Genomic DNA, 24,065 nt, shown 5'->3' on the forward strand with positions numbered 1-24,065 from the left:
TACTTTCTACTCCTATATAATGAAGACCAGGGCTATTACCGGATTTTTTTTTGTTGCCGTTATGCTGGCTTCAGTTTTATTGGGCGCTTATGCATTCACCCTGTTTTTTTTGATTCTAAGCATACTCAGTGTTGAAGAGTTCTACCGGCTTGTAAGTACCGATGAAGTGAAACCACAGAAGCGTTGGGGTTTAGCACTTACAATTTCAATATACCTTCCCCTCTCATTATTTTTCTTTCGGGCTGAGCCTTTGCAATACCTGTTGATCTGTGTGCCAATTTGTATCCTTATTATCGTTGCAGAGCTTTATAGAAACAAGCCTAACCCTTTTCATAATATTGCCTATACCCTATTTGGGGTTCTTTTTGCTGCCGTACCCTTCTGCTTTTTCTATGGAATTGCATTTATTGATGGTGAGTATTCAAGTCATTACCCACTCGCATTTTTAATATTGTTGTGGGCAAGTGATACCGGTGCGTACTTATTCGGCGTCAGTATGGGAAAGCATAAGCTGTTTGAAAGGCACTCTCCGAAAAAGACATGGGAAGGCTTTGCCGGTGGAATGATTACAAGCCTAGCGGCAGCAGTAGTGTTGAGCATTTTCTTTAACGAACTTCCTTTATATCACTGGCTGGCCATTTCGGTGATTATTGTGGCTGCGGGAACGCTTGGAGATCTCTCAGAATCAATGTTAAAAAGAAGTGTTTCTGCAAAAGACTCGGGCTCTTTATTACCAGGGCACGGCGGGCTACTCGACCGCTTTGACGGATTGCTTTTAGCTGCTCCTCTTGTATTTGTATATTTGCAACTAATTAGCATTCTTTAAGTTAAAAACAAATAATACTAAAAAGGGGTGTGCCGTTATATGCTCTGGAACGGTTTTTAGTATACAGTGCCTTTAGAAAACAGCAAATCCTTCATGGAAAATTCTTTACAACCACAAACGGATGAGATTCATGACAATGAGCCGGTAAAAAAAGACCGTTCATTATTGTACATGGGCATCACCCTGGGTACCATAATCCTGGTGATGGGTTATCTCACTTTTTTTGTTGATGACCTGGGAAGCTTATTTTCAAAAGAAGAACAGACCATTGCGGTGGTTGATGATGAATCGCACCTTTTAGATAAAAATGCGGATATGGATGATCAGCAGGTTAAGCGATCCCTCATTAAGTTTATCGAAGCATTTTACCAGGATCAGCGCAGGGGTTATTTTGACCCGCCAAGTTATTTTGCCAGCATTATTGAAACGTATTATAATTTTCATAACCTCACCTACAAACGTCTCCAGGAGATACATGACCTACGCTCCCGCGAGATGCGTAACCTAAATCAGAACTGGATCGTTTCTTCTTTAAATTTTGAAAGGGTGGGCGATAACCTGGTGGTTACCTACTGGAACAAGGTAAGCTACTTCAAAAAAGACTGGGGCAAACAGGAGTCTGCCGATATTAAGAACGAGATGGTCATTAATCCCGAGGGTAAAATCATTTCACTTAGAGAGCTTGAGGTAAAGAACTTTTCCTCGTATACCGTAGTAACTGAACCGGATACGATAGGCGAAGAAACCGGCTATATTGGGCCCGGTGCAGAAGTTGACCCGGCTGCCGTGGCCAACGGCGAGGCGCTGTATGAGGGAAAGCTTTATGACCTCGGAACGGTTGAAGTAGCACCTGAATTTCCGGGCGGGCAAAAGGCATTCGCAAAGTTCCTTGGATCCAACATCAGATACCCGGTCGCCGCTCGGGAGAATAGTATACAGGGTAAAGTTTACATCGGCTTTATCGTTGAAAAGGACGGCTCGCTAAGCGATCTTAAGATAATTAAGGGTATCGGCAGCGGATGCGACGAAGAAGCACTCAGGGTGCTTAAAAGTAGTCCTGCGTGGCAACCGGGAATGGCAGAAGGAAAGCCTGTCCGGACATCTTTTACCTTTCCAGTGACCTTCCAGATTGCTAACTAACCATTACGGGTTGTGCGATCTCCTGTAGCAGTTCAATAGCACTTTCGACAGACCCAACATGTTCAATGGCCAGGCGAAGCGTTTTCTTTACCTCCTTCAAATTGCAGATTCGGGGATGTGCCTGTACAAACTGTAAAACACGGTTAAATTGCTCGGTTTCGAAATAGGCTGATTGCTGGTTAGTGAGGAAATAGCCCTTCAAAGTGTTCTTCTTCAGCGAAATTTTCTCAAAGCCAATCATTTTACCAAGCCACTGAAGGCGCCAGGTATTTAGCAGTTCATGCACCGGAGGTGGGATAGGGCCAAACCGGTCAATCAGTTGCTGCTGAAACTGCTCCAGCTGTGCTTCGTCTTCGAGCTTTGAAAGCTCAGTATAGAGGTTGTAACGTTCCCCAATGTTGGTAACATACTCATCCGGGATCAGGACTTCCAGATCCGTATCTACTTGTGTAAAGGAAATAAAAGGTCTTGGTTTTTCGTCCGTAAAAAGGTCCTTGAACTCGTCATCCTTTAATTCCTGAATCGCTTCATCAAGGATCTTGTGATACATTTCAAAGCCGATCTCGGCGATAAATCCGCTTTGTTCAGCTCCCAGCAGATTCCCGCTTCCGCGAATATCCAGGTCGCGCATCGCTACGTTGAAACCACTCCCCAGGTCAGAAAATTCTTCGATCGCGCTCAAGCGCTTGCGGGCTTCACTGGTTAGGGTAGATAGTGGCGGACTAAGTAAATAGCAGAAAGCTTTTTTATTAGACCGGCCTACTCTTCCACGCATTTGGTGCAGATCGCTTAATCCGAACATGTGCGCGTGGTTAATCAGAATGGTATTGGCGTTGGCGATATCCAGTCCGGCTTCAATGATCGTAGTGGCTACAAGCACATCGAACTCACCGCTTACAAACTTCATCATTACGTCTTCCAGCGCATCACCCTCAAGCTGCCCATGTGCAATTCCGATGCGAGCCTTAGGGACTAATTTCTGGATGAGACCGCCTAATTGCATCAAATCCTGAACCCGGTTATGAATAAAGAATACCTGGCCTCCACGATCGACCTCAAACTCTACAGCTTCCTTAATCAACTTTTCGTTAAATACATGCAATTCTGTAAGCACCGGCTGCCGGTTTGGCGGCGGTGTGCTGATAATGCTCAGATCCCTTGCTCCCATCAATGAAAAGTGCAAGGTCCGCGGAATGGGAGTCGCGGTCAGCGTAAGGGTATCCACATTGATCCGGAATTGTTTCAATTTTTCTTTGACGCTTACACCGAATTTTTGCTCCTCATCAATGATCAGTAAGCCCAGATCCTTGAACTTCACATCCTTACTGACGATCCGGTGAGTTCCGATGATGATATCAACCTTTCCTTCCGCAAGTTTCTGCAGTGTTTCTTTAATTTGTTTGCTCGATTTGAAACGATTGATGTAATCGATATTACATGGAAGATCTGCCAAACGTGCAGAGAATGTTTTATAATGCTGCAGAGCCAGGATGGTTGTAGGAACAAGAATGGCTACCTGTTTACTGTCAGCAACAGCTTTGAAGGCGGCCCTGATAGCAATTTCAGTTTTACCAAACCCAACGTCACCGCATACCAGGCGGTCCATAGGATGAGGTGCCTCCATATCACGCTTCACATCAGCCGTGGCTTTAACCTGGTCAGGCGTATCTTCATAAATGAAGGATGCTTCAAGCTCGGTCTGTAAGTAGGTGTCAGGATAAAAAGCATTACCGGTTTGCGACTTGCGTTTAGCATATAGCTTGATCAGGTCGCGGGCAATATCTTTAACTTTTTTTTTAGTAGTTTTTTTTAGCTTATCCCAGGCGTCGGTACCCAGCTTATTCATCCTGGGAATAGCGCCGTCTTTACCTGAATATTTGGATATGCGGTTAAGTGAATTGATGTTGACATACAGAAGATCGTTATCCGCATAAACTAAACGGATCATTTCCTGTGACTTGCCATTCACTTCAACCTTCTCAAGACCGGCGTACTTTCCGATTCCGTGGTCAATGTGCGTGATATAATCACCAGGCTTCAGGTCACGAAGTTCTTTTAGTGTGATAGCCTGAGACCGCACATAGCCCTTCTTCAGCTTGTATTTATAATATCGGTCGAAGATCTGGTGGTCGGTATAGCAAGCCAGTTTCTGGCCATAATCTACGAATCCCTCGCGAAGCGATAAATGAACGGGTGTGAATTTTACAGTCTTATCGATGTCTTCAAAAATGCTGTAAAGCCGTTCGATCTGCTTAGTAGAATCGGTGAATATGAAGTTTTGAACATTTTGTTCTTCGTTTTGCTTAATGTTATGAATAAGCAGGTTGAAATCTTTATTGAACGAAGGCTGCGGCTTAATATCAAATGCAATTACTTCGGTCGGCTGATAAAAGAATTGTTTCCCGAATTCAAGAACCGGGAAATCGCCCAGCTGATCAGCCAATAGCTTTTGGTCAGAGAAGTTGAACTTTGGATCAACCCAATGAGGGTTCTGTTCTTTATCTGCTTCAGGAAGAGCCTTCCAGAATTCCACTGCTTTTTTATAGCCGTCCCTGACGACGTCTAACGAGAACTCCACATCCTTAAACCAAACGATGGTTGTGGGATCGATGTATTCGAGTAAGGAGATATTATTCTCGGTTAAAAACTTCGACTGAACGTTAGGAACGATCGTTATCGTTTTTACCTGCTCAACGGAGAGCTGATCCTCGATCTCGAATGTGCGGATACTTTCTATGAAGTCTGCAAAAAACTCAACCCTGTAAGGCAGTTCATGCGAGAACGAAAAGATATCAACTATGCCCCCACGGACAGAAAACTGCCCAGGCTCATATACAAAGTCAACTCTGTCAAAGTCGTATTCAATTAGAAACTCGTTAATGAATTCGATGCTTAGCTTATTTCCGGTAGCAATCTCGAGGGTGTTTTTCTCTAAAGCCTGCCGGTCAATAACTTTCTCTGCTAAGGCCTCGGGGTAGGTAACGATAATTTGCCCGAATTCTGAGGTGTGGTTCAATTCGTTTAACACCTCGGCCCGCTGTAATACATTCCCGCTGTCGACGAGGGTGAAATCAAACGACTTCCGGAAAGAAGACGGGAAAAAAAGCAGTTCCTTATTAAGCAGATTTTCCAGGTCACTTAAAAAATAGGCTGCTTCTTCACGGTCAGGCATTACAAAGACCATAGGCCTTTGCTGCAGTAAATAAAAGGCGCTCGCGATCAAACCATCGCTTGAACCTACCAGGCCCTTAAGATGGATACGGGCATTTTTACGCTCGTTCAACGCTTTGGCCAACTGGTCAACACGGTTATCTGACTTATAAAGAGTTATTAGATCGCGAATATTCACACTTTTAAATTTCGCTTCAAATATACAAGTAACGTGCTAGAAAACACATCCGGCATACCTTTCCGGAAGCAACCCACCCAAATGATGATAAACCCTCAGAAAATCCAGTTCCATAGAACATTCTCCATTGATTTTGACTTTTATATAATTGACAACCAGGTTTTCGAACATGAATACTGGAAAGGCATTAATTATTGCAGGTATCCTAATGCTGATCGCAGGAATAATCTATTACTTTTTTCACGATAGGTTAGGCTGGATCGGTAGTCTTCCTGGAGATATCAAGATTGAAAGGGATAACTTCAGGTTTTATTTCCCGATCACTACAATGATACTTGTGAGTGTGCTGGTGACACTTATCATTCAGGTATGGAGATGGCTACAATAGCTTAATATCTTATGCAGGCTCGTTTGAATCCCTATAAATAATGCATTCCTCCATGAGCCAATGGCGCCATGATACTTACTTTAAAACTTCGCATGCCTAATTGTGTTGAAAATATTTAACTTTAAATTACCAACGCATTCTAAGAATTTTACTTATTAATTTTTTGCTGATGAATAACGCAATCAAATACGGACTAATCATTGGAATATTAAGCGGCATCTGGATATTGATCCTACACTTTGCAGGAGTTTATTCCGATGCGCCAGAACAGGGGCAGTATAGCTGGATTGAATACACCTCCGTACTTATTCCTTTCGTTGGCCTTTTTTTTGGCATTAAGAATTTCCGGGACAATATAAACGGCGGCAAGATGGAATTTTTCGAGGGCTTGTTCGAAGGGTTCAAAATTATGATTGTCGGCGGCGTTATAGCTGCATTCTTTGCAGTAATTTATGTTCAGGTTTCTCCAGCTGTTTTAAATACGGACTATATGGGTCGGATTGGAGGTGCCGGAATTATCGGTATCCTTTTCAATCTTGGCATTTCGATTCTTTTAATGAATAAACACAAACATTTATAGTGACTAACAAGTTGCCATTCGAGTTGATAATTTGGCTTGGCGCGTTAGTTATGCTTGCTTTGAGTAATCCCGGAGTTCAGCATTTCACCTTATGTCCGTTATCAAATCTTGGCTTTTTATGGTGCCCCGGCTGTGGCCTTGGCCGTTCAATCAGTGCCCTCCTGCATGCTGATTTCAGGAGTTCAATCCAACTCCACTGGTTCGGAATACCTGCTTTTCTAATACTACTTCACCGGATCTGGCAATTATCCCGTAAATTCATTTAAATTAGAAGCATAATCATCCGACTATGTATCAAGACTTAATAATGAACTTAAAGGGGGTTACTCCTGATGAATATATGTACCTGGAACAGGTGATGAAAAACATGACACCTGACCAGGCAAAACACTTCATATCGTATTATTCAACCAGACGGAAAGATCCGCAGGATATATTGATATTTACACTGCTTGGATTCGTTGTGATAGCCGGGATACAGCGTTTTGTTCTTGGCCAAATAGGAATGGGAATTCTTTACTTACTGACCGGCGGGTTGTGTTTAATTGGTACGATTGTCGACCTGATCAATCACAAGTCACTAACTTCGGACTATAACCAGAAAATGGCTTATGAGTGCGCACAGATGATCCACGCGATGAAGAATTCATCGAACTCCTCATTTTCCTGAGAGAATAACATCACCATATCTTAATGCTTTTGAAAGCAAGTGATTAGATATCATTAGAAAAAAGTAGAATACTTGATGCAAATAAAAGAACTAATAAGCTTTCTGGAATCAATAGCTCCCTTATCTTACCAGGAAGATTACGATAATTCCGGTTTGATCGTCGGAAATGCCGAACAGGAAATATCTGCGGCTTTAATATCACTTGACTGCACCGAAGAAATAATTGATGAAGCAATTAGGAGAGGTTGTAACATGGTTATTTCACACCATCCTATCGTTTTTCGAGGTTTAAAGAAATTTAACGGGAAAACGTATGTTGAACGCGCCGTTATCAAGGCTATAAAAAATGATGTGGCTTTATACGCTATCCACACTAATTTCGATAACGTACTCAACGGAGTGAATGCAAAGCTTTGCCAGGTAATTGGGTTAACGAACTGCAGTATTCTTTCACCTAAATCTAGTCTTCTAAAGAAGCTGGTTACTTATTGTCCGGTTGCTCAGGCAGAAGGGGTTCGCTCAGCTTTATTCACCGCAGGTGCCGGAAACATAGGTAATTACTCCGAATGCAGCTTTAGCAGCGAAGGCTTCGGGACATTTAAGGCGGGTGAAAATACGAATGCTTTTGTAGGTGAAAAAGGAAAACGACACCAGGAGCCTGAAACACGAATTGAAGTTATTTATCCCGTTCATCTTGAAAGACAGATCATAGTAGCTTTGCATTTGTCGCATCCTTATGAAGAAGTTGCCTTTGAACATTTTAATACTACCAATAGCTTTACTAGTGTCGGATCAGGCATGATAGGTTCTTTAAGTGTTGAAACCGACGAAGCCGGCTTTTTGCGGGATGTTAAAGATAAACTGGGAGCGAAAGTGATCAGACATACCGCGCTCAAAAATAAAAAGGTAAAACGTGTGGCTGTTTGCGGTGGAGCCGGCGGCTTTTTACTATCGCAGGCAATCGATGCAGGAGCTGATATCTTCATTACTGCCGACTATAAATATCACGAGTTTTTTGATGCCGACAAACGAATTGTGATTGCTGATGTAGGTCATTTTGAGAGCGAACAGTTTACACAACAGCTATTGTTAGAATTAATTACGGAAAAATTTCCTAACTTTGCACTCCATTTAACAGCACAAAGTACAAACCCCATAAATTATTTGATTTAATGGAACAAACTGTAGAACAAAAATTGAGAGCTTTATACGAGCTTCAGACTATCCATACCGAAATTGATAAAATCCGTCAAATCAGAGGAGACCTTCCAATGGAAGTTTCTGACCTGGAAGACGAAGTGGCAGGTCTCGAGACCCGTATACAAAAGATTAAAGCGGAGCTTGACGAATTAGAAGATTCGATCGTAACCCGTAAGAACATGATCAAGGAGGCTACGGCAGCTACCAAAAAGTATGAAGCCCAGCTTACTGAAGTTAAGAATAACCGCGAATACGACGCGATAAATAAAGAGATTGAGATCCAGGGACTAGAGATCCAGGTTTCTGAAAAAAAGATCAAGGAATATACTTTCGAGATCAGTAACAAAACCGAAGGTTATGACAAAACTTTGGCGGAGCTAGCTGACAGAAAGAAAGATCTTGAAACTAAGAAGGCTGAACTGGATACTATTACTGCAGAAACTGAGAAAGAAGAAGCGATCCTGCAGGAAAAGGCTAAGGTAGCTGAGCAGCATTCTGATGAGCGTCTGCTAATAGCTTACAATCGTTTACGCAATAACTCTAAGAACGGTCTGGCTGTTGTTACTATTCAGCGTGACTCATGTTCAGGATGTTTTAACCAGATTCCACCCCAAAGACAGTTAGATATCCGTCAACGTAAAAAGATTATTGTTTGCGAGCATTGCGGACGTATCCTGGTTGATGAAGGTTTTGCTTTAAGTGAGCAGGAACAAGCTCAGGCGGCCGAATAGGTATTGTTTTAAAATATTAAAAGACCATTCTGAAAAGGATGGTCTTTTTTTGTTGTCTTTTTTCTCTGGTTTGAAAAATGAGGTATCCGGAGGATGTGGAATCTTTACATAAAAAAATGCCGTTCACATATTTAAGGAACGGCACTCTTTCTAAGTTTTATATGTTTGTTTATAACCGATAATACCAAGAGGATACTTTATCGATTCGAGCAATAGTCGTTGTTAAGGTGTTAAAACTGGTAAACCATCGCATTGATATTCATCCCTGCTCCTACTGAAGCAAATACGGCAATATCCCCAGCGTTGAGCTCCTGCCCGGGAATTTGGCCTTTTAAGATCTCGTCAAGCAAGGTAGGAACTGTTGCTACTGAGCTGTTTCCGTATTTCGCAATGGTCATAGGCATAATTCCTTCAGGTGCAACCGGGATTCCGTACAACTTAAATAAGCGTTTTAAGATAGCCTCATCCATCTTGCCATTTGCCTGGTGTACCAATACCTTATTAACGTCGTATATGGTCTTACCTGCTTTCTCCAGAGCTTGTTTGATAACAAGCGGTACATTGGTCAGAGCATATTCGTAAATCTTACGGCCCTCCATTTTTATAAAAAGATCATCTTTTTCGAAGTCGGGATTGCTGGATTGTCCCGAAAATAAGAAATAAGCTTCTGAAGAAGTGTGGGACTGCGTTTTATGAGATAAAACTCCCCGATCTCCTACCTGGCCCTCCAGTATAGTTGCGCCGGCGCCATCTGCGTAGATCATACTGTCCCTGTCATGTGGATCAGTAACGCGGGATAGGGTTTCTGTGCCGATTACTAAAACACGTTTAGCATCTCCGGAACGAATGAAATAATTAGCCTGGATCATGCCCTGCAACCATCCCGGACACCCGAAAGGAAGATCATATGCGACGCAATCCGGAGTCTTTATTCCGAGCCTGTGTTTGATACGGGCAGCTAACGTAGGAATAACGTTGTTTCTGGTATCGCCATGCGGAATGTCGCCGAAATTGTGGGCCACCACAATATAGTCCAGTGTTTCCGGATCAATACCGGATGATTTTACAGCCTGCTCAGCAGCGAAAAAGCCAAGATCAGAAGCGGTGTGTTCATTGTCTGCATATCTCCGTTCCTCAATTTCAGTGATATCCTGAAACTTGGAAATTATTTCTGCGTTCTCCCGTAGAATTGGGCGGCCGTCACTTTCAAAAAATTTATGTTGTAAAAACTGATCGTTAGATATTATATTTTCCGGAATAAAACAGCCGGTTCCTATGATTACGGATTTGATTTCTGAGCTCATTCAGCGGTTTTGAACTAAATACTAGTTTGGTTTATCGTATAAATATACGAGTAATTTATTTTGATGCAAACGATTAGTGAAACAGTCCAAGCTGTCTACCCTTCTGCGGACTAAAAAGATCCAGATTAAATGGCCTTAAATTACTTTCTGGAAGATAGCGTTTTGCGGATATTTTAAATAACTGGTTAATACTTTCGGCAATCTGCCCATCGCCAGTCATACGGGCACCCCAGCGGCTATCATTTAGTTTCCCTTGATGACAATCCGCAATCATATGCAACACCTTTTCAGCTCTGTCCGGAAAGGCTTTGTGGATCCAGTCAGTAAAGATTTCGGCAATCGAGCCATTTAATCTAACTAGTGTATATGAGGCGTCCTGTGCTCCGGCATCTGCTGCAGCTTTTATTACAGTTGGTATTTCATCACTGTTTAAGCCAGGAATTACTGGCGCGAGCATCAATCTTACGGGGATATTTTCAGCGCTCAGTTTTTCGATGAGTTTAATGCGACTGATGCCTGTTACGGTTCTTGGCTCCAGCTTTAAACGCAAATCTTCGTTCAGTGAATTTAGGGTGACGGATACATGCACCAGGTCTAAAGCCGCAAGTTCTTTTAAGATATCTATATCGCGCAGCATCAGGTTATTCTTACTAATGAGGCTTACCGGGTGCTTATATTTAAGGAACACCTCGAGTACAGACCGGGTGATCTTTAATTTACGTTCAATTGGCTGATAGCAATCCGTATTGCCCGAAAGCATAATCGGGACGGGATTGTAGTTCTTCTGATTAAAATGGCGTTCTAATAAATCTGCGGCATTCCGCTTGACGATGATCTTGCGTTCAAAATCGAGGCCGGCACTAAAGCCATAATATTCATGCGAATTACGGGCATAACAATACAAGCAACCATGTTCGCAACCCTGGTATGGATTAATAGAATGCATAAAAGCGAGGTCAGGGCTATTCGAAACGCTAACTATTTTTTTTGCGTGCTCATCATACAATTGCGTCTTGCTATCTTCAAGAAGAGGCTCGTCAATACCTTCTTCGTGTTCAGCTACATAACTCTTCTTTAAAAATTTATTGTGTGTATTTACTTGTGCGCCCCTGCCCTTGAAAAAGTCCTTATTTTCCACATGTCCCATAATGCAAAATTGCTAATATATTTAGCAAATCCAGTGTGGCAATTGCAAAAAAAATTTTAATAAGTGTCAAGGCTGGAGTCTAGTTATAGCTCATCAGCGAGGGTAAGAATGTCTATTAGATATAGATGCTGCCTTTACATCCTGAATGAATTTGCATAAGCCGGGCCAGCTTATTTAAGAACCGGTGATTGGGTTTGAACGTTTGCGCACCATCTACTAATCTGAAACCAATACAGATTTAATAAAGTAAACAAGGATTTGGGCTAATGAAATTATCCGTCTATCAAAAACACAAATAGCTCCTTAGGGCCGTGGGCTCCTATAACGAGCGTTTTCTCGATATCGGCAGTACGGCTGGGGCCGGTGACATTGGAGACCATCGAAGGCAGGCGCTCGCCATATTTTTCTTTCAATAAAGCAAAGCCATCTTTTAAATCCATCACCAGCTGCGAGGTATAGGCCAGCACGATATGAATGTTTGGATAGATGCTCAGCCGTCGTCCTGCGTCACTTCCGTTTGATACCAGCACACTGCCATTACGGGCCACCAGGGCTTCGCAAAGCGTAATCCCTACATCTGCCTGCATGAAGTCGGTGTCGGTACTGTAGAAGGGATATTCGTAGGTGCTTAGCAAATTTTGTAAAGCAGGTTCCCAGCAGTAGATTTTTCTCAGGGTTTTTTCTTCGGCAAGTTGCAGGAGGTTTTCAATGAATTGAATTTCATCTGCACAATAAATAAACTGACCCGCGATGGCCGTAAACTGTTCGGCGAACATTACCTCCAGATACTCATCCGATTCTTTATATACCGGAGTATCTTCAAGATTCGGATAAGGGTTATCACGCTTCTCAAGGAGAGCCTTACGAATCTTTTTGAGCATCTTTTCTTTTGAGGTAGTTTCTTTCATTTAAATCCCGCCTGATATAAAAAATTGGGAATTCAAAGATCGCGCATCTTTAAATTCCCAATTTTGGTACTGTCAATCAATTTATTAGTCTTGAGATGAGCGGTTTTCCGGAAGATCGATGTTATGATCAATCACACCTTCATGCTCCAAATTCTCTGTCACATCATTTCCTGCCGCAGGTACGCCATTTACAAACTCGTCATAAGTGGTTCTGTTATCGAACGGGCGTTTTCCAAGTATTTCTTCCAGGTCTGACTGGAAAAGGATCTCTTTTTCCAAAAGCTTATGAGCTAACTTTTCAAGACCATCGCGCTTGTCGTTCAACAGCATTTTTGTCCGCTGGTAAGCACGATCGATCTGATTTCTTACTTCGATGTCAATGATCTCAGATGTCTTTTCAGAATATGGTTTGTTAAACTGGTATTCGCCCTGTGTATCGTTAAATGAAACGTTACCCACTTTCTCATTCATTCCATAGATTGTAACCATTGCGTATGATAATTTGGTGATTCTTTCAAGGTCGTTCTGAGCGCCTGTAGAGATTTTACCAAATACAATATCTTCGGCGACACGGCCCCCGAGGGTCATACACATTCCATCAAGCAATTGTTCCGTAGTATACAGGAATTGTTCTTTCGGCAAATACTGCGCATAACCAAGCGCGGCTACTCCACGTGGAACGATTGAAACCTTTACAAGCGGATCAGCATGCTCAAGAAACCAACCTGCAATGGCGTGTCCGGCTTCATGATAAGCTACGATACGTTTTTCTTCGGGAGAGATAATCTTATTCTTCTTCTCTAAACCACCGATCACACGGTCAATGGCGTCCTGGAAGTCGTGCATATCAACTGCTTCCTTATCACGGCGAGCTGCGATTAATGCGGCTTCGTTACAAACGTTAGCAATTTCTGCTCCGGCAAAGCCAGGTGTTTGTGCGGAAAGTTTCTTAGCATCTACTTCACCAGCTAATTTCAATGGCTTTAAGTGCACTTTAAAGATTTGCTCGCGACCAACCAGATCGGGCTTATCAATAGAAATCTGTCTGTCAAATCTTCCCGGGCGTAAAAGTGCCGAGTCTAATACATCTGGACGGTTAGTGGCAGCAAGAATAATGATTCCTGAATCCGTTCCAAAGCCATCCATTTCAACCAGCAATTGATTTAATGTATTCTCGCGTTCATCGTTGCCGCCTACAATATTATTTTTTCCGCGGGCACGTCCGATGGCGTCAATTTCATCAATAAATATAATACAAGGAGCTTTATCCTTGGCCTGCTTAAATAAGTCACGAACCCGTGAAGCACCTACTCCAACAAACATCTCCACAAAGTCAGATCCTGATAAAGAGAAGAAAGGAACTTGCGCTTCGCCGGCAACAGCTTTTGCCATTAAGGTTTTACCAGTACCCGGAGCACCGACAAGCAATGCGCCTTTTGGTATTTTACCTCCCAGATTAGTGTATTTCTTAGGATTTTTCAGAAAGTCAACAATCTCCATTACTTCCTGCTTGGCTTCCTCTAAGCCGGCAACATCATTGAAAGTAATTGAAACCTGGGTTTCTTTATCAAACAGAGTAGCTTTAGATTTTCCGATATTGAAAATCTGACCACCTCCTCCGCCTCCGGCACCACCGCCCATCCGGCGCATTATGAATACCCAGAAACCAATAAGTAATAAAATTGGCAGAATGAACGACATGAACCAGCCAGCCCAGGGGCTTTCACGGCTTTCAATGTTCAGTGGAGTACGCTGTTCGGTAGGAATATCTTTTTCCGCCTCTGTCAGCTTAGCCTGCAGAGCATCAAATGATCCGTCAGTAAAAATGTACTGAGGACTTGTGGCCGACACATTAAAATTGCTCTTGGTACGTACATCATCATATTTCCGCTGATTCAGCTTATCCTTTTTGATATATACCTCTACCGCTATCAAATCATTACTTTTATAGGCAACGAGCTTTTCCACCTCGCGGGGCTTAAGCATCTCGTTCTCAAATTTTTGATAAGTAATGGTTTTTGCGTTATTACCGCTAAACATATACTGCACCACAAAAAGCCCTATTATGATCGCTGCATACAGCCACATGATATTGAATTTGGGCGTGTTAGGCATTATCTTTTTACCGGGGATCTTTTTTATAGACTTCTTTTTATCGGTTGTTTTAATCTCTTTCATTTTTCTTTATCAATAAGAAATGTGTGGTGATTTAATAACGCACACATAACTAGCTTTATGCGCTTTTATAAGTCTGCATTTCTGCGTCACCCCACAACTCTTCAATCCCATAAAATTCACGTTTATCAGTTTTAAAGATATGGACTATAACATCTATGTAGTCCAACAGGATCCACTCACCATATTGCAATCCTTCTTTTCGACGAGGCTCTATTTTTAGCGCTTTGAAAATTTCTTCTTCTACACTATTGCATATGGCTTTCACCTGAGTAGTTGAATCGGCATGGCATACAATAAAATAATCAGCTACCGAACTATGTATATTTCTAAGATCTAACCGTACTATATCATTTCCCTTTTTTTCCTGGATACCATGAATGGCAATCTCCGAAATGGAGGTGGACTCCAAAGCAATTTTGTTTTTTACCATTAAAAAATTTTAGTTTTGATCGATTAATTTAGTGCGTCACAACTGTGCAAAATAACATTTTTTTAGGATTATTCGTTGGCCATAATACTGTCACATTAAAACAAGTAGATTCTACCAACTCCTGGTTAAAGCAAGCTTTGTCAAATTCTGCGCCATTAGCCGAAGGCACTGTTATAATGGCAGAAGCCCAGTTAGCAGGTCGTGGGCAAAGCCAAAACGTGTGGCACAGCGAGCCTGGAAAAAACTTGACTTTCAGTATTTTGCTGAATCCCCGCTTCCTTGCTATCCCACGCCAATTTGATCTGAATATAGCCGTTAGCCTTGCGATAAACGATGTTTTAGCTTCTTACCTGGGAACTTCCGCTACAATCAAATGGCCTAACGACTGCTATATCGGTGACAATAAGATCGGCGGAATACTGATTGAAAATATTATTCAGGGTAGCCAGATCAAACATGCCATTATTGGTATAGGGCTTAATGTAAACCAGGCGGAATTCCCTCCCTACTTGCATAATGTTACTTCTTTTAAAAAAATCTTACATACTGATTATGATTTGCAAACGATAATGAACGAGATTTGCAGGTCTCTTGAAGCAAGGTATCTTCAGCTGAAGGCGGGCAAATACGCCAGCCTTCATACTGCTTACTTAAACAAGTTGTATAAGGTTGATGTTTGGGCACCGTATAAGATTAATGGAGAAATTGTATCCGGGAGAATAGTCGGAGTTAGCGCCGAGGGTTTTCTAATGGTTGAAACGGAGACCGGACTAAAACGGTTTGGATTGAAGGAGATTGAGTTTGTAAAAGAGGTCTGGTAAAAGATATTAAGAGTTGACAACCTATGGTTGTAGAAGTAGTATAGCGTAAAGTAAGCCTACTTTTTACATCGTTCAACTATAAACGAATAAGGCGCGGAAGTCTGGACCGAAATCTATAAACGTTAAAGTTAAATAAACAGCACTTAGTTATAAGAATACCTGCATTTAAGGTGTGACCAAAATTAAAATGAACATGGCTTTAAAGCAGATAAACGCTTCATCGCGACTTAAAACCAATATTTTCAGATGAAAAAAATTCTAAGTCTCCTTTTTATATTCATTGTATATTCTTCCCAAGCTCAGATTCTCGATCCTGTTAAATGGAGTTTTTCATCTAAAAAAGTAAATGATAAAGAGACCGACCTCCTGATCACCGCTAAAATAGAACCCGGATGGCATGTCTACTCACAATTTATAGAAGAAGGGGGCCCTATTCCCACTTCCTTCAAGTTCTCACCGTCTCCTGCCTACAGTCTCTCGGGTAAAGTCACTGAAACGCCCAAAGCCGTTTCAGCCTTTGACAAAAACTTTGATATGCAAATTGCCTGGCACGAAACACAGGTAGTTTTTAAACAGCGCATAAAGGTTAATACTCCGAGAACCACCGTTTCAGGAGTACTGGAGTTTATGGTTTGCAATGACGAAAAGTGTCTTCCCCCCGCTGAAGTAGAATTCAAAATCCCGGTTGATATGGGAGTCTCAGCAGCCTCCACTTCTAGTCCGGGTGTGACTTCATCTGAAGAACCAGCTGACACCGCCGCTGCGCTACCCGCCCCCGTTATTCCTTCCGGTCAGAATAGTTCAGTGTCACAAGTTGATACGGCAAAGATTAGTGCAAAGATGACTTCTACCGCTGACGGGAGCTCGTTATGGGGAATATTTATTGCCGGTTTCATCGGTGGCCTTGCGGCGTTCTTTATGCCCTGCATCTATCCGATGATTCCTTTAACGGTTTCTTACTTCACCAAGAAAGCAGGTTCCAGAGCTAAAGGTATCCAAAGCGCCATCATCTACGGGCTTTCCATAATCTTCATATATGTAGCCCTGGGGCTCATCATCACGTTAATATTTGGTGCTTCTGCATTAAATGAGGCTGCAAGCAGTGCCACTTTTAACCTGCTGTTTTTTGTAATGCTGATCGTGTTTGCCGTTTCCTTTTTGGGAGCTTTCGAAATAACGCTTCCCTCGTCGCTGGTCAATAAGATGGATGAAAAGTCAAACCGTACCGGCTTTGTTGGCTTGTTTTTTATGGCCTTTACACTTGCGTTGGTATCGTTTTCATGTACAGGCCCCATTATAGGTACCCTGCTTGTGGATGCGGTGTCTAAAGGTTCATACCTGGGCCCTGCAACGGGCATGCTCGGCTTCTCAGCGGCTTTGGCAATTCCTTTTACTTTATTCGCCATTTTCCCATCCTGGTTAAAGGAGATGCCTAAATCGGGAGGTTGGTTAAACACGGTGAAGGTTTCTTTAGGATTTCTGGAACTTGCGCTTGCGTTTAAGTTTTTATCAAACGTTGACCTCGCCTATCATTGGGGAATTTTCGACAGGGATGTTTTCCTGGTGATCTGGATCATCATTTTTGCAATTTGGGGGTTCTACCTGCTTGGTAAGATCCGGCTTTCACACGATTCTGAATTTGGGTTCGTGTCATTACCGCGGTTATTTTTCGCCATGCTGGTACTAGGGTTTACATTGTATATGGTTCCCGGGCTTTGGGGAGCTCCTTTAAAAGCCATCAGTGCCTGGCTGCCACCGCAACCCACCCAGGATTTTGATTTGTACACCAATCAAACCTCCAACGGGGCACCGGCTAAGACAACCGCAAAAAAGTATGCTAATCTCTTTCATGCACCTCATAATCTGGATGCCTTTTACGACTACGAAGAAGGCCTGGCTTACGCCAAACAAGTAAATAAGCCGGTTTTAATTGATTTTACCGGCTGGAGCTGTACGAACTGCCGGAAGATGGAAGCCAGCGTATGGTCAGATAAAGAAGTGCTAGGTCTGCTAAAAGAAGATTATGTATTGATCTCCTTATACGTTGATGATAAAACGGAACTATCGGAGGCTGAAAAGTACACTTCGGCCTTCAGTAACAAGAAGATTAAAACCGTTGGTAATAAGTGGAGTGACTTTCAAGCTTCGAAATTTGGAACCAATTCGCAGCCATATTACGTAGTAGTTGATCACAACGGAACAACATTGGTCGCGCCGCAGGCGTTTAACCTCGATATTAATAATTACATTGAATTTTTAAATAGCGGCAAGCAAGCTTTTAGCCGTAAATAATATGAGTGAAATAAAAAAAATTGGCGTGTTTACTTCCGGAGGCGATTCGCCAGGAATGAATGCAGGAATCCGGGCTGTAGTGCGCACGGCATTATATTACAATCTACAAGTAAGCGGAATTATCCGCGGTTACGATGGGATGATCGGGGGTGAGATAATCCCTATGGATGCCAAATCTGTGGCTAACATAATTCAACGTGGCGGTACGGTCCTAAAAACTGCCCGCAGCGAAGAGTTTAAAACCAAAGAAGGTCGCAAGAAAGCGTATGCACAGTTGCAAAAACACGGTATTGACGCCTTGGTGGCCATTGGTGGCGACGGTACCTTTACCGGCGCCAATATCTTTATTAAAGAATTCAATATCCCGGTTATGGGTTTGCCCGGCACCATCGATAATGATCTGAGAGGTACAGACTTCACCATTGGATATGACACTGCCATAAACACGGTTGTTGAAGCGGTTGATAAAATTCGCGATACCGCCGAATCGCATGACCGATTATTCATTGTAGAGGTAATGGGTCGCGACTCCGGATTAATAGCCTTAAGAAGCGGTATCGGAGCCGGAGCTGAATCAATATTAATCCCTGAAACAAAGACCGACGTGAATGCTTTGTTATGCAAGCTCGGCGAGAGTCGTCGTGAAAAAGCATCAAAAATAATTATTGTCGCTGAAGGCGATGACGCGGGTGGCGCTTTCGAGATTGCTGCTGCCGTTAAAGATAAGTTCCCGAGTATTGATACCAGGGTATCCATTCTCGGGCATATTCAGCGTGGTGGTCCGCCATCATGCATGGACCGGGTGTTAGCCAGCAGGCTTGGCGTGGCTGCAGTTGAATCCCTTCGCGAGGGCAGAAAAGGTGAAATGATAGGTCTGGTGAATGGGAAGATCCATTACACCCCTTTCAAAAATGCCATTAAGCATATTTCGGAAGCCAGTCCCGAATTGGTAAAAATAATGGAGATTTTATCACGATAAATACCACCACCTTCCTGCATGGAAAAAATAAAAGCGCATTTCGAAGAGGCTGAATCGGTTCTGAAGACCTTTCTGTCTGATATCCGAAATTTTGAAGCCATTGAGCGGGCAGGGAGTCTGTTGGTAGAAGCGATCGAAAAAGATCGCAAAATTATCTCCTGCGGCAATGGAGGCTCTATGTGCGATGCCATGCATTTTGCCGAGGAACTTTCTGGCCGATACCGAAATGACCGTAAAGCACTGCCAGCCATATCTATATCAGACCCAAGCCATTTAAGCTGTGTTGGTAATGACTACGGTTATGAATTTGTCTTTTCGCGTATGGTTGAAGCTATCGGTCGCAAAGGCGATGTGTTATTCGCCATCAGCACCAGCGGAAATTCCGGCAACGTCTTACGCGCTATTGAATCGGCTAAAAAACAAGGAATGAAAGTGATCGGCTTGACCGGCAAAGACGGCGGGCAAATGGCTTCTTTATGTGATGTGGAGATCAGGGCACCCCATTCTGAGTACGCCGACCGCGCGCAGGAGGTCCATATCAAAGTGATCCATTCGCTGATTGATTATATTGAACGAAGCCTGGTATTATAATAAAGGATGTTTGATTACACGGGAGCTGCTTATCCCGAATTTTAACCCAGAGTCAATAGCTGAAATTTTCGAATGGCTCTTAGGTACAAAAAATATCGCTTCCAGAGATTTAGTATATCCATTTTAGGTCTGCTAAGCCGATCTGGTTTTGCATTCGTTTTAGCTTTGTTCGTATCAGGCCGTCAAATTAACGGCCTGCTACGAACCAGTTACGAACCAGAGTAAACCAAAGTCACGGGAATTAACACCCCTTTCTTCATTGGCTATTTATTTCATTACCCTCTTTTACGCAGACTGGTTAAGTACCGCCGCACAGGCATATCATATAAGACCATGACCAGCCAGGCAAATCCGATCAATAGAAGCGTACCGATGATTATGATTAGTGTCAATTCCGAAGTTCCCGGCTTGTTGGCGGTATAATACGCTCCAAAGATCCATATCGCTGCATAATGAGTCATGTAAAGTGGGTAGGAAATGTTTCCTGAAAACACACACAGCTTTTTTAAGCCCTGTGCGAGTACAGTTCCGGCTCCCAATGAAACCATCAGGGGGAAAAAGAGCAAGACGACCAGGGGCTCGGTTAGCCAGTTCCAGGCAGACCAGGGCATAATGAACGCTAAGCACAACAGCATTGACAGACCAATAAAACCAATCCGGTTTTTTATGATCCAGTTATACCTATAGATCAATAGCCCTGCTAAAAAAGAATAGGAAATTCGCGCGGCGCCATGCCAAAAAGTTTCGCCATTCCATCCGCCCAGCAGATTTCCTGCATCATAGCTCACAAAACAAATTGCTGCAGCTGCCAAGACTGCTAGGGGAATCAAATAGCGACGAGCAATTCTGTAAAGAACAACTGCATACACAAGGTTGGCTGCGTATTCCCAAAATAGTGACCAGGCAGGGGCATTGAAACTGAACAGATTAAAAGCACGTTCTTCCATCGCTGGAAAAGGAATCAGAAAAATGGAGGAAAGAAATATTAGAAATATTCTGCCTGCACTATAGGTTTCCGCTGGACCTCCAAACGGATCGAAGAGAAATGTGGCCAGGCCCAATATTGAACCCAGGATTATCAACGGGTGTAGCCTGATCAGCCTTGATTTTAAAAATTCGACAACCCCCATTTTCTCCATGCGGTCATCATAGGCGTATCCAATTACAAAGCCTGACAGGCAGAAGAAGAAGTCGACAGCTAAAAAACCATGGCCTATAAAATTTTTACTGAAGTCTGAGTAAGCCCATTCCATAAAATGAAAAATGACGATTACTACTGCGGCTACTCCGCGTAGTCCATCGAGGACTTCGAAATGGGATTTAGTTTTTAGAATGTCAGGGCTTAATTTATTCATGTGATTGTATTTATCCTACCAATCTACCCGGATAAAGAAATTTGTGTGTGATTGCAGATGGCGGCAAGATTACACATATTACCGGTTTATCAGAAACATTATTGCTGTGACTAAGTATCATTAGTAGTACGCAACTAGTGGTAACGGCGCATCTGAGAGAGATTTCCGGGTTGTTTTTCTTATATTGTATACGATGTTAAATCATGTCAGAAAGTGTTGCTGACTTAACGAACTTATAGGGATTAGTAAGTAAATTATGTTAGGAGAATTTTTATCGCGCAAAAAGAACAGGAAGCTGCTGTGGCTTTTGTTGGGGATTTGTGTATTCTTAATTTTAATTGGTTTCATTCTTTCCCGAACCGCTTATTGACGAACGGCAGGTTGACAATATGGTACAGGCTTTGGATTAAGCCTGGTTGACATTTGTTAAATGAGCTGATCAGTTTCCTTACCATTTATTCTTTTTTATCGATATTATTGACTGAACCTTTATAGCTTAATTAAACCTCGAATATGAGTGAAAAATTTGAAGAATCTAAGGTTACTGGTCCACATTACCAGTTAAGCCGTTTGGTTGGTGAGTGGGCAGGAATTACCAAAACCTGGTTTGAGCCAGATGAGCTTGCAGATGAGTCGCCAATAACCGGAAGTATGAGACTTGTGCTCGACGGAAGGTTTATCCTTCATGAGTATACCGGGAGTCTTCAGGGTAAAGCCCTTTCCGGGATGGCGTTCTATGGCTATCATCTTGCTTTAGAAAGATTTCAGAGTGCCTGGATTGACAGTTTTCATAATGGTTCTGCCATTATGTTCTCTGAAGGCGAGCGAAAATCCCAGGATTTCAACATGCTGGGCAGCTACGCCTATGTAACCCCCGAGATGGAGCAGCATTGGGGATGGCGTACGCAAATTGAAATTATCAGTGATGATGAAGTAAAAATTACGGCGTATAATGTAACCCCAGAGGGAGAAGAGGCTAAAGCAACAGAAACTTTATATAAGAGAGTGAATCTCGGGCAGGAAGCAACCATCGAGCCCATCGTGATATGAGCCCGGTCTTAAGAAATATCCTGGCAATTATTACGGGAGTCATTGCCGGCAGTGTCGTAAATATGGCAATCATTTCGATGAGTGCTTCGGTTATTCCTCCTCCGGCAGGAGCTGATGTGACTACCTCGGAAGGTCTTAAAGCAGCAATGCATTTATTTGAACCCAGGCATTTTATTATGCCTTTTCTGGCTCACGCTCTCGGGACGTTAGCAGGTGCATGGGTAGCAGCGTTAATCGCCGCTAATCATAAGATGAAATTTGCTTTGGGTATAGGCGCCTTCTTTTTTGCCGGCGGTATTGCCAGCGTGTTTATGCTTCCTTCGCCGGTATGGTATACCGTTGTGGATTTGGGGCTGGCGTATTTGCCGATGGCGTATTTGGGAGGGAGATTAGGAGGAAATTCTAAGAGAATGCTTGAACGAGCGCTGTAAAGAAAGTTTTTGCACCACAGATTACACAGATTTTCACAGATTATACTTACATCGCGATTCTTTTTATACCGGTTTTCATATTATCGACATTGAAATTTAGTATTTGTGTACTGGTGCAACTTCTTCAACAGATTTAATTTCTAAGATAATCTGATTTTCGATTAGCATATCAATTCGATAACCTGCATCTAATGGGACGCCGCTATAAATTACAGGAAGGATTTTTTGACGCTCAGTAATAAGGCCGGACAAAGAAAGCTCATATTCTAAACACACCTCATAAGTAGACTCCAGAAGACCGGGCCCTAATTCGCGATGAACCTTTTAGGCCGAACCAATTATTTTATAACTTACTTCATTTAGTACATCTAAATTCGACTCAGCGACATCCATCCTTTTGGCTTCAAATTACTGATAGGTTCACGATAAATATCTGGAATTCCTAATCTGTGTAAATCTGTGCAATCTGTGGTGGACCTTTTCTGTAATCTCCTACTCAACTACCACCGCCGTACCACTCGCACTCACCATCAGCATACTGCTGTTACTCCCTAAAGTTTCATAGTCAAGGTCTACCGCCAGGATTGCGTTAGCCCCTAAGGCAGCGGCTTGCTGTTCCATCTCGCGTAAGGCAATATCTTTTGCTTCGCGTAAGCCTTCTTCGTATGCTCCTGACCGTCCTCCGACGATATCACGGATGCCGGCAAAGAAATCCTTTACAATATTCGCCCCGATGATAGCTTCGCCCGAAACGATGCCGAGATAGCGGGTTACTTTTTTGCCTTCGATGCTGTTGGTGGTTGTGACGATCATGGTTATTGGTTTATGGTTTATTGGTTTATTGGTTTATGGTTTATTGGTTTATTGGTTTATTGGTTTATTGGTTTATTGGTTTATTGGTTTATTGGTTTATTGGTTTATTTTAAACCAGGCGTATAAATTACGAACTTTCACTGAATACTTTTCCTTGTTCTCAAGCATAAACCTATAAACCATTTTGATAAACCCATAAACAGTTTTTTCGGTTTACCGGCATAAACTCATAAACCTATAACCCTATAACCCCCCTTCTTCCTTCACAGCAGCTTTTCCGCAACTTCCTGCCAATTGTTAACGCGTTCATACTGAGTAATCAGTTCGTTATGCGGAGAAGTAAAGAGTAGTTTGCGGCCTTTGAAATCAACGAAGTTCCGGATACGATCGTCAATCATGATATCTGCATTGACGATCTTTTCACCGCAGAAAATAATATTTGTCCAGCTGATGAAGGGGAAATGGTCGGCAAGCCAGTCAAATTTATCTTCGAGGGAATTTCTAAATTCCATGGCTGCTGAGACGATATAGACATCATACTTTTCGTGCATAGCCAGCATCACTTCCTGTGCTCCGGGAATAACGGGCAGCTCGCGAAAAAAGCCCTTCTCGTTGATATAGTCAAACCATTTCATGTTAGCATGTTCCGGTACATGATGATGGATTTCATTTCCGGGGAGGATCTTCAGATCAAGAGGCACTCCATAATCACGATTGTAAAGGGCAATAAACTTTGATAAAGGATCGGCCAGCACTTCGTCCATGTCAACAGCTATTTTCAGTTTCTTTTGGTTCATGCTCAAAAATAGGACATTAGCTAAAATAAAATAAGAATAATTTATATCTTTGCAGCCCCGCAGAATAGACTCCGGGACTATGTTG

24 protein-coding genes are annotated in these 24,065 nt (G+C 42.6%); 14 read left to right on the forward strand and 10 right to left on the reverse strand.

The annotated features are described in order from the left end of the window. Positions 1 to 19 precede the first annotated feature (19 nt). Together AC1MCB_RS15965 and AC1MCB_RS15970 are read left to right on the forward strand one after the other, a co-directional pair. The gene (locus AC1MCB_RS15965; protein WP_479965710.1) at positions 20 to 826 is read left to right on the forward strand and encodes a phosphatidate cytidylyltransferase; all 807 of its coding nucleotides are present in this window, start codon (positions 20 to 22) and stop codon (positions 824 to 826) included. Positions 827 to 919: 93 nt separating this feature from the next. After that, on the forward strand, positions 920 to 1,966 hold the full coding sequence (locus AC1MCB_RS15970) for an energy transducer TonB (protein ID WP_479965711.1): 1,047 nt from the start codon (positions 920 to 922) through the stop codon (positions 1,964 to 1,966). On the opposite strand, the gene mfd is transcribed toward AC1MCB_RS15970, so the two are convergent. After that, the gene (gene mfd, locus AC1MCB_RS15975) at positions 1,959 to 5,315 is read right to left on the reverse strand and encodes a transcription-repair coupling factor (RefSeq protein ID WP_479965712.1); all 3,357 of its coding nucleotides are present in this window, start codon (positions 5,313 to 5,315) and stop codon (positions 1,959 to 1,961) included. The genes AC1MCB_RS15970 and mfd overlap by 8 nt on opposite strands. 169 nt (positions 5,316 to 5,484) lie before the next feature. Between mfd and AC1MCB_RS15980 the strand changes: the two genes are divergently transcribed. From AC1MCB_RS15980 to AC1MCB_RS16005, 6 genes are all read left to right on the forward strand, one after another. Further along, positions 5,485 to 5,703 (forward strand): DUF2905 domain-containing protein, encoded by a 219-nt coding sequence (locus AC1MCB_RS15980; protein WP_479965713.1) that lies wholly within the window; start codon positions 5,485 to 5,487, stop codon positions 5,701 to 5,703. 169 nt (positions 5,704 to 5,872) lie between these two features. Then, on the forward strand, positions 5,873 to 6,283 hold the full coding sequence (locus tag AC1MCB_RS15985; protein WP_479965714.1) for a DUF4199 domain-containing protein: 411 nt from the start codon (positions 5,873 to 5,875) through the stop codon (positions 6,281 to 6,283). 50 nt (positions 6,284 to 6,333) lie between these two features. After that, positions 6,334 to 6,549, forward strand: coding sequence for a DUF2752 domain-containing protein (locus AC1MCB_RS15990; protein WP_479968751.1), 216 nt, complete (start codon positions 6,334 to 6,336; stop codon positions 6,547 to 6,549). A 23-nt stretch (positions 6,550 to 6,572) separates the two neighbouring features. Beyond that, positions 6,573 to 6,953 (forward strand): TM2 domain-containing protein, encoded by a 381-nt coding sequence (locus AC1MCB_RS15995; protein ID WP_479965715.1) that lies wholly within the window; start codon positions 6,573 to 6,575, stop codon positions 6,951 to 6,953. A 75-nt stretch (positions 6,954 to 7,028) separates the two neighbouring features. Beyond that, entirely contained in the window at positions 7,029 to 8,126 is a 1,098-nt protein-coding gene (locus tag AC1MCB_RS16000; RefSeq protein WP_479965716.1) for a Nif3-like dinuclear metal center hexameric protein, read from the forward strand. Continuing rightward, the gene (locus tag AC1MCB_RS16005) at positions 8,126 to 8,884 is read left to right on the forward strand and encodes a zinc ribbon domain-containing protein (RefSeq protein ID WP_479965717.1); all 759 of its coding nucleotides are present in this window, start codon (positions 8,126 to 8,128) and stop codon (positions 8,882 to 8,884) included. The genes AC1MCB_RS16000 and AC1MCB_RS16005 overlap by 1 nt, the downstream gene beginning before the upstream one ends. A 230-nt stretch (positions 8,885 to 9,114) precedes the next feature. Here AC1MCB_RS16005 and AC1MCB_RS16010 read toward each other — a convergent pair whose 3' ends face one another. From AC1MCB_RS16010 to rsfS, 5 genes are all read right to left on the reverse strand, one after another. Continuing rightward, positions 9,115 to 10,188 (reverse strand): 3-oxoacyl-ACP synthase III family protein, encoded by a 1,074-nt coding sequence (locus AC1MCB_RS16010; RefSeq protein WP_479965718.1) that lies wholly within the window; start codon positions 10,186 to 10,188, stop codon positions 9,115 to 9,117. 73 nt (positions 10,189 to 10,261) lie between these two features. After that, a complete protein-coding gene (locus AC1MCB_RS16015) occupies positions 10,262 to 11,335 on the reverse strand; it encodes a PA0069 family radical SAM protein (RefSeq protein ID WP_479965719.1) in 1,074 nt (357 codons plus the stop codon). A 272-nt stretch (positions 11,336 to 11,607) separates the two neighbouring features. After that, positions 11,608 to 12,243 (reverse strand): LutC/YkgG family protein, encoded by a 636-nt coding sequence (locus AC1MCB_RS16020; protein WP_479965720.1) that lies wholly within the window; start codon positions 12,241 to 12,243, stop codon positions 11,608 to 11,610. Positions 12,244 to 12,327: 84 nt separating this feature from the next. Beyond that, positions 12,328 to 14,421: an ATP-dependent zinc metalloprotease FtsH gene (gene ftsH / locus AC1MCB_RS16025; RefSeq protein WP_479965721.1), complete on the reverse strand. Its 2,094-nt coding sequence runs from the start codon at positions 14,419 to 14,421 to the stop codon at positions 12,328 to 12,330. Between the two features lie 55 nt (positions 14,422 to 14,476). Further along, entirely contained in the window at positions 14,477 to 14,851 is a 375-nt protein-coding gene (gene rsfS / locus AC1MCB_RS16030; protein WP_479965722.1) for a ribosome silencing factor, read from the reverse strand. A 44-nt stretch (positions 14,852 to 14,895) separates the two neighbouring features. On the opposite strand from rsfS, the gene AC1MCB_RS16035 reads away from it, so the two are divergent. From AC1MCB_RS16035 to lpcA, 4 genes are all read left to right on the forward strand, one after another. Continuing rightward, a complete protein-coding gene (locus AC1MCB_RS16035) occupies positions 14,896 to 15,672 on the forward strand; it encodes a biotin--[acetyl-CoA-carboxylase] ligase (protein ID WP_479965723.1) in 777 nt (258 codons plus the stop codon). A 246-nt stretch (positions 15,673 to 15,918) separates the two neighbouring features. Beyond that, positions 15,919 to 17,964: a protein-disulfide reductase DsbD family protein gene (locus AC1MCB_RS16040; RefSeq protein WP_479965724.1), complete on the forward strand. Its 2,046-nt coding sequence runs from the start codon at positions 15,919 to 15,921 to the stop codon at positions 17,962 to 17,964. A 1-nt stretch (position 17,965) separates the two neighbouring features. Then, positions 17,966 to 18,943, forward strand: coding sequence for a 6-phosphofructokinase (gene pfkA, locus AC1MCB_RS16045; protein WP_479965725.1), 978 nt, complete (start codon positions 17,966 to 17,968; stop codon positions 18,941 to 18,943). An 18-nt stretch (positions 18,944 to 18,961) separates the two neighbouring features. Then, positions 18,962 to 19,534 (forward strand): D-sedoheptulose 7-phosphate isomerase, encoded by a 573-nt coding sequence (lpcA, locus tag AC1MCB_RS16050; RefSeq protein ID WP_479965726.1) that lies wholly within the window; start codon positions 18,962 to 18,964, stop codon positions 19,532 to 19,534. Positions 19,535 to 19,809: 275 nt separating this feature from the next. On the opposite strand, the gene AC1MCB_RS16055 is transcribed toward lpcA, so the two are convergent. After that, positions 19,810 to 20,889, reverse strand: coding sequence for an acyltransferase family protein (locus AC1MCB_RS16055; RefSeq protein WP_479965727.1), 1,080 nt, complete (start codon positions 20,887 to 20,889; stop codon positions 19,810 to 19,812). Positions 20,890 to 21,402: 513 nt separating this feature from the next. Between AC1MCB_RS16055 and AC1MCB_RS16060 the strand changes: the two genes are divergently transcribed. Continuing rightward, positions 21,403 to 21,939 (forward strand): DUF1579 domain-containing protein, encoded by a 537-nt coding sequence (locus AC1MCB_RS16060; protein ID WP_479965728.1) that lies wholly within the window; start codon positions 21,403 to 21,405, stop codon positions 21,937 to 21,939. After that, complete coding sequence (locus AC1MCB_RS16065) at positions 21,936 to 22,370, forward strand: hypothetical protein (RefSeq protein ID WP_479965729.1); 435 nt, start codon at positions 21,936 to 21,938, stop codon at positions 22,368 to 22,370. Before AC1MCB_RS16060 ends, AC1MCB_RS16065 begins: the two co-directional genes overlap by 4 nt. Before the next feature lie 96 nt (positions 22,371 to 22,466). Here the strand turns inward: AC1MCB_RS16065 and AC1MCB_RS16070 are convergent, their stop codons facing one another. From AC1MCB_RS16070 to AC1MCB_RS16080, 3 genes are all read right to left on the reverse strand, one after another. After that, positions 22,467 to 22,646: a GxxExxY protein gene (locus tag AC1MCB_RS16070; RefSeq protein ID WP_479965730.1), complete on the reverse strand. Its 180-nt coding sequence runs from the start codon at positions 22,644 to 22,646 to the stop codon at positions 22,467 to 22,469. 216 nt (positions 22,647 to 22,862) lie between these two features. Further along, entirely contained in the window at positions 22,863 to 23,183 is a 321-nt protein-coding gene (locus AC1MCB_RS16075; protein WP_479965731.1) for a heavy metal-binding domain-containing protein, read from the reverse strand. 263 nt (positions 23,184 to 23,446) lie between these two features. After that, positions 23,447 to 23,980, reverse strand: coding sequence for a 5' nucleotidase, NT5C type (locus tag AC1MCB_RS16080; protein WP_479965732.1), 534 nt, complete (start codon positions 23,978 to 23,980; stop codon positions 23,447 to 23,449). Positions 23,981 to 24,065: the final 85 nt, after the last annotated feature.

Source organism: Daejeonella sp. AP26 (assembly GCF_056680515.1).

Excerpts from the sequence above, each read along its gene's own strand:
- AC1MCB_RS15985 (WP_479965714.1), top strand. The coding sequence starts at position 5,873 with ATGAATAACGCAATCAAATACGGACTAATCATTGGAATATTAAGCGGC.
- lpcA (WP_479965726.1), top strand. The coding sequence starts at position 18,962 with ATGGAAAAAATAAAAGCGCATTTCGAAGAGGCTGAATCGGTTCTGAAG.
- AC1MCB_RS15990 (WP_479968751.1), top strand. The coding sequence starts at position 6,334 with ATGCTTGCTTTGAGTAATCCCGGAGTTCAGCATTTCACCTTATGTCCG.
- AC1MCB_RS16080 (WP_479965732.1), bottom strand. The coding sequence starts at position 23,980 with ATGAACCAAAAGAAACTGAAAATAGCTGTTGACATGGACGAAGTGCTG.
- rsfS (WP_479965722.1), bottom strand. The coding sequence starts at position 14,851 with ATGGTAAAAAACAAAATTGCTTTGGAGTCCACCTCCATTTCGGAGATT.
- AC1MCB_RS16000 (WP_479965716.1), top strand. The coding sequence starts at position 7,029 with ATGCAAATAAAAGAACTAATAAGCTTTCTGGAATCAATAGCTCCCTTA.
- AC1MCB_RS15980 (WP_479965713.1), top strand. The coding sequence starts at position 5,485 with ATGAATACTGGAAAGGCATTAATTATTGCAGGTATCCTAATGCTGATC.
- AC1MCB_RS16040 (WP_479965724.1), top strand. The coding sequence starts at position 15,919 with ATGAAAAAAATTCTAAGTCTCCTTTTTATATTCATTGTATATTCTTCC.
- AC1MCB_RS16075 (WP_479965731.1), bottom strand. The coding sequence starts at position 23,183 with ATGATCGTCACAACCACCAACAGCATCGAAGGCAAAAAAGTAACCCGC.
- AC1MCB_RS16055 (WP_479965727.1), bottom strand. The coding sequence starts at position 20,889 with ATGAATAAATTAAGCCCTGACATTCTAAAAACTAAATCCCATTTCGAA.
- AC1MCB_RS15965 (WP_479965710.1), top strand. The coding sequence starts at position 20 with ATGAAGACCAGGGCTATTACCGGATTTTTTTTTGTTGCCGTTATGCTG.
- AC1MCB_RS16010 (WP_479965718.1), bottom strand. The coding sequence starts at position 10,188 with ATGAGCTCAGAAATCAAATCCGTAATCATAGGAACCGGCTGTTTTATT.
- ftsH (WP_479965721.1), bottom strand. The coding sequence starts at position 14,421 with ATGAAAGAGATTAAAACAACCGATAAAAAGAAGTCTATAAAAAAGATC.
- AC1MCB_RS16005 (WP_479965717.1), top strand. The coding sequence starts at position 8,126 with ATGGAACAAACTGTAGAACAAAAATTGAGAGCTTTATACGAGCTTCAG.
- AC1MCB_RS16020 (WP_479965720.1), bottom strand. The coding sequence starts at position 12,243 with ATGAAAGAAACTACCTCAAAAGAAAAGATGCTCAAAAAGATTCGTAAG.
- AC1MCB_RS16015 (WP_479965719.1), bottom strand. The coding sequence starts at position 11,335 with ATGGGACATGTGGAAAATAAGGACTTTTTCAAGGGCAGGGGCGCACAA.
- AC1MCB_RS15995 (WP_479965715.1), top strand. The coding sequence starts at position 6,573 with ATGTATCAAGACTTAATAATGAACTTAAAGGGGGTTACTCCTGATGAA.
- AC1MCB_RS16065 (WP_479965729.1), top strand. The coding sequence starts at position 21,936 with ATGAGCCCGGTCTTAAGAAATATCCTGGCAATTATTACGGGAGTCATT.
- AC1MCB_RS16060 (WP_479965728.1), top strand. The coding sequence starts at position 21,403 with ATGAGTGAAAAATTTGAAGAATCTAAGGTTACTGGTCCACATTACCAG.
- pfkA (WP_479965725.1), top strand. The coding sequence starts at position 17,966 with ATGAGTGAAATAAAAAAAATTGGCGTGTTTACTTCCGGAGGCGATTCG.
- AC1MCB_RS15970 (WP_479965711.1), top strand. The coding sequence starts at position 920 with ATGGAAAATTCTTTACAACCACAAACGGATGAGATTCATGACAATGAG.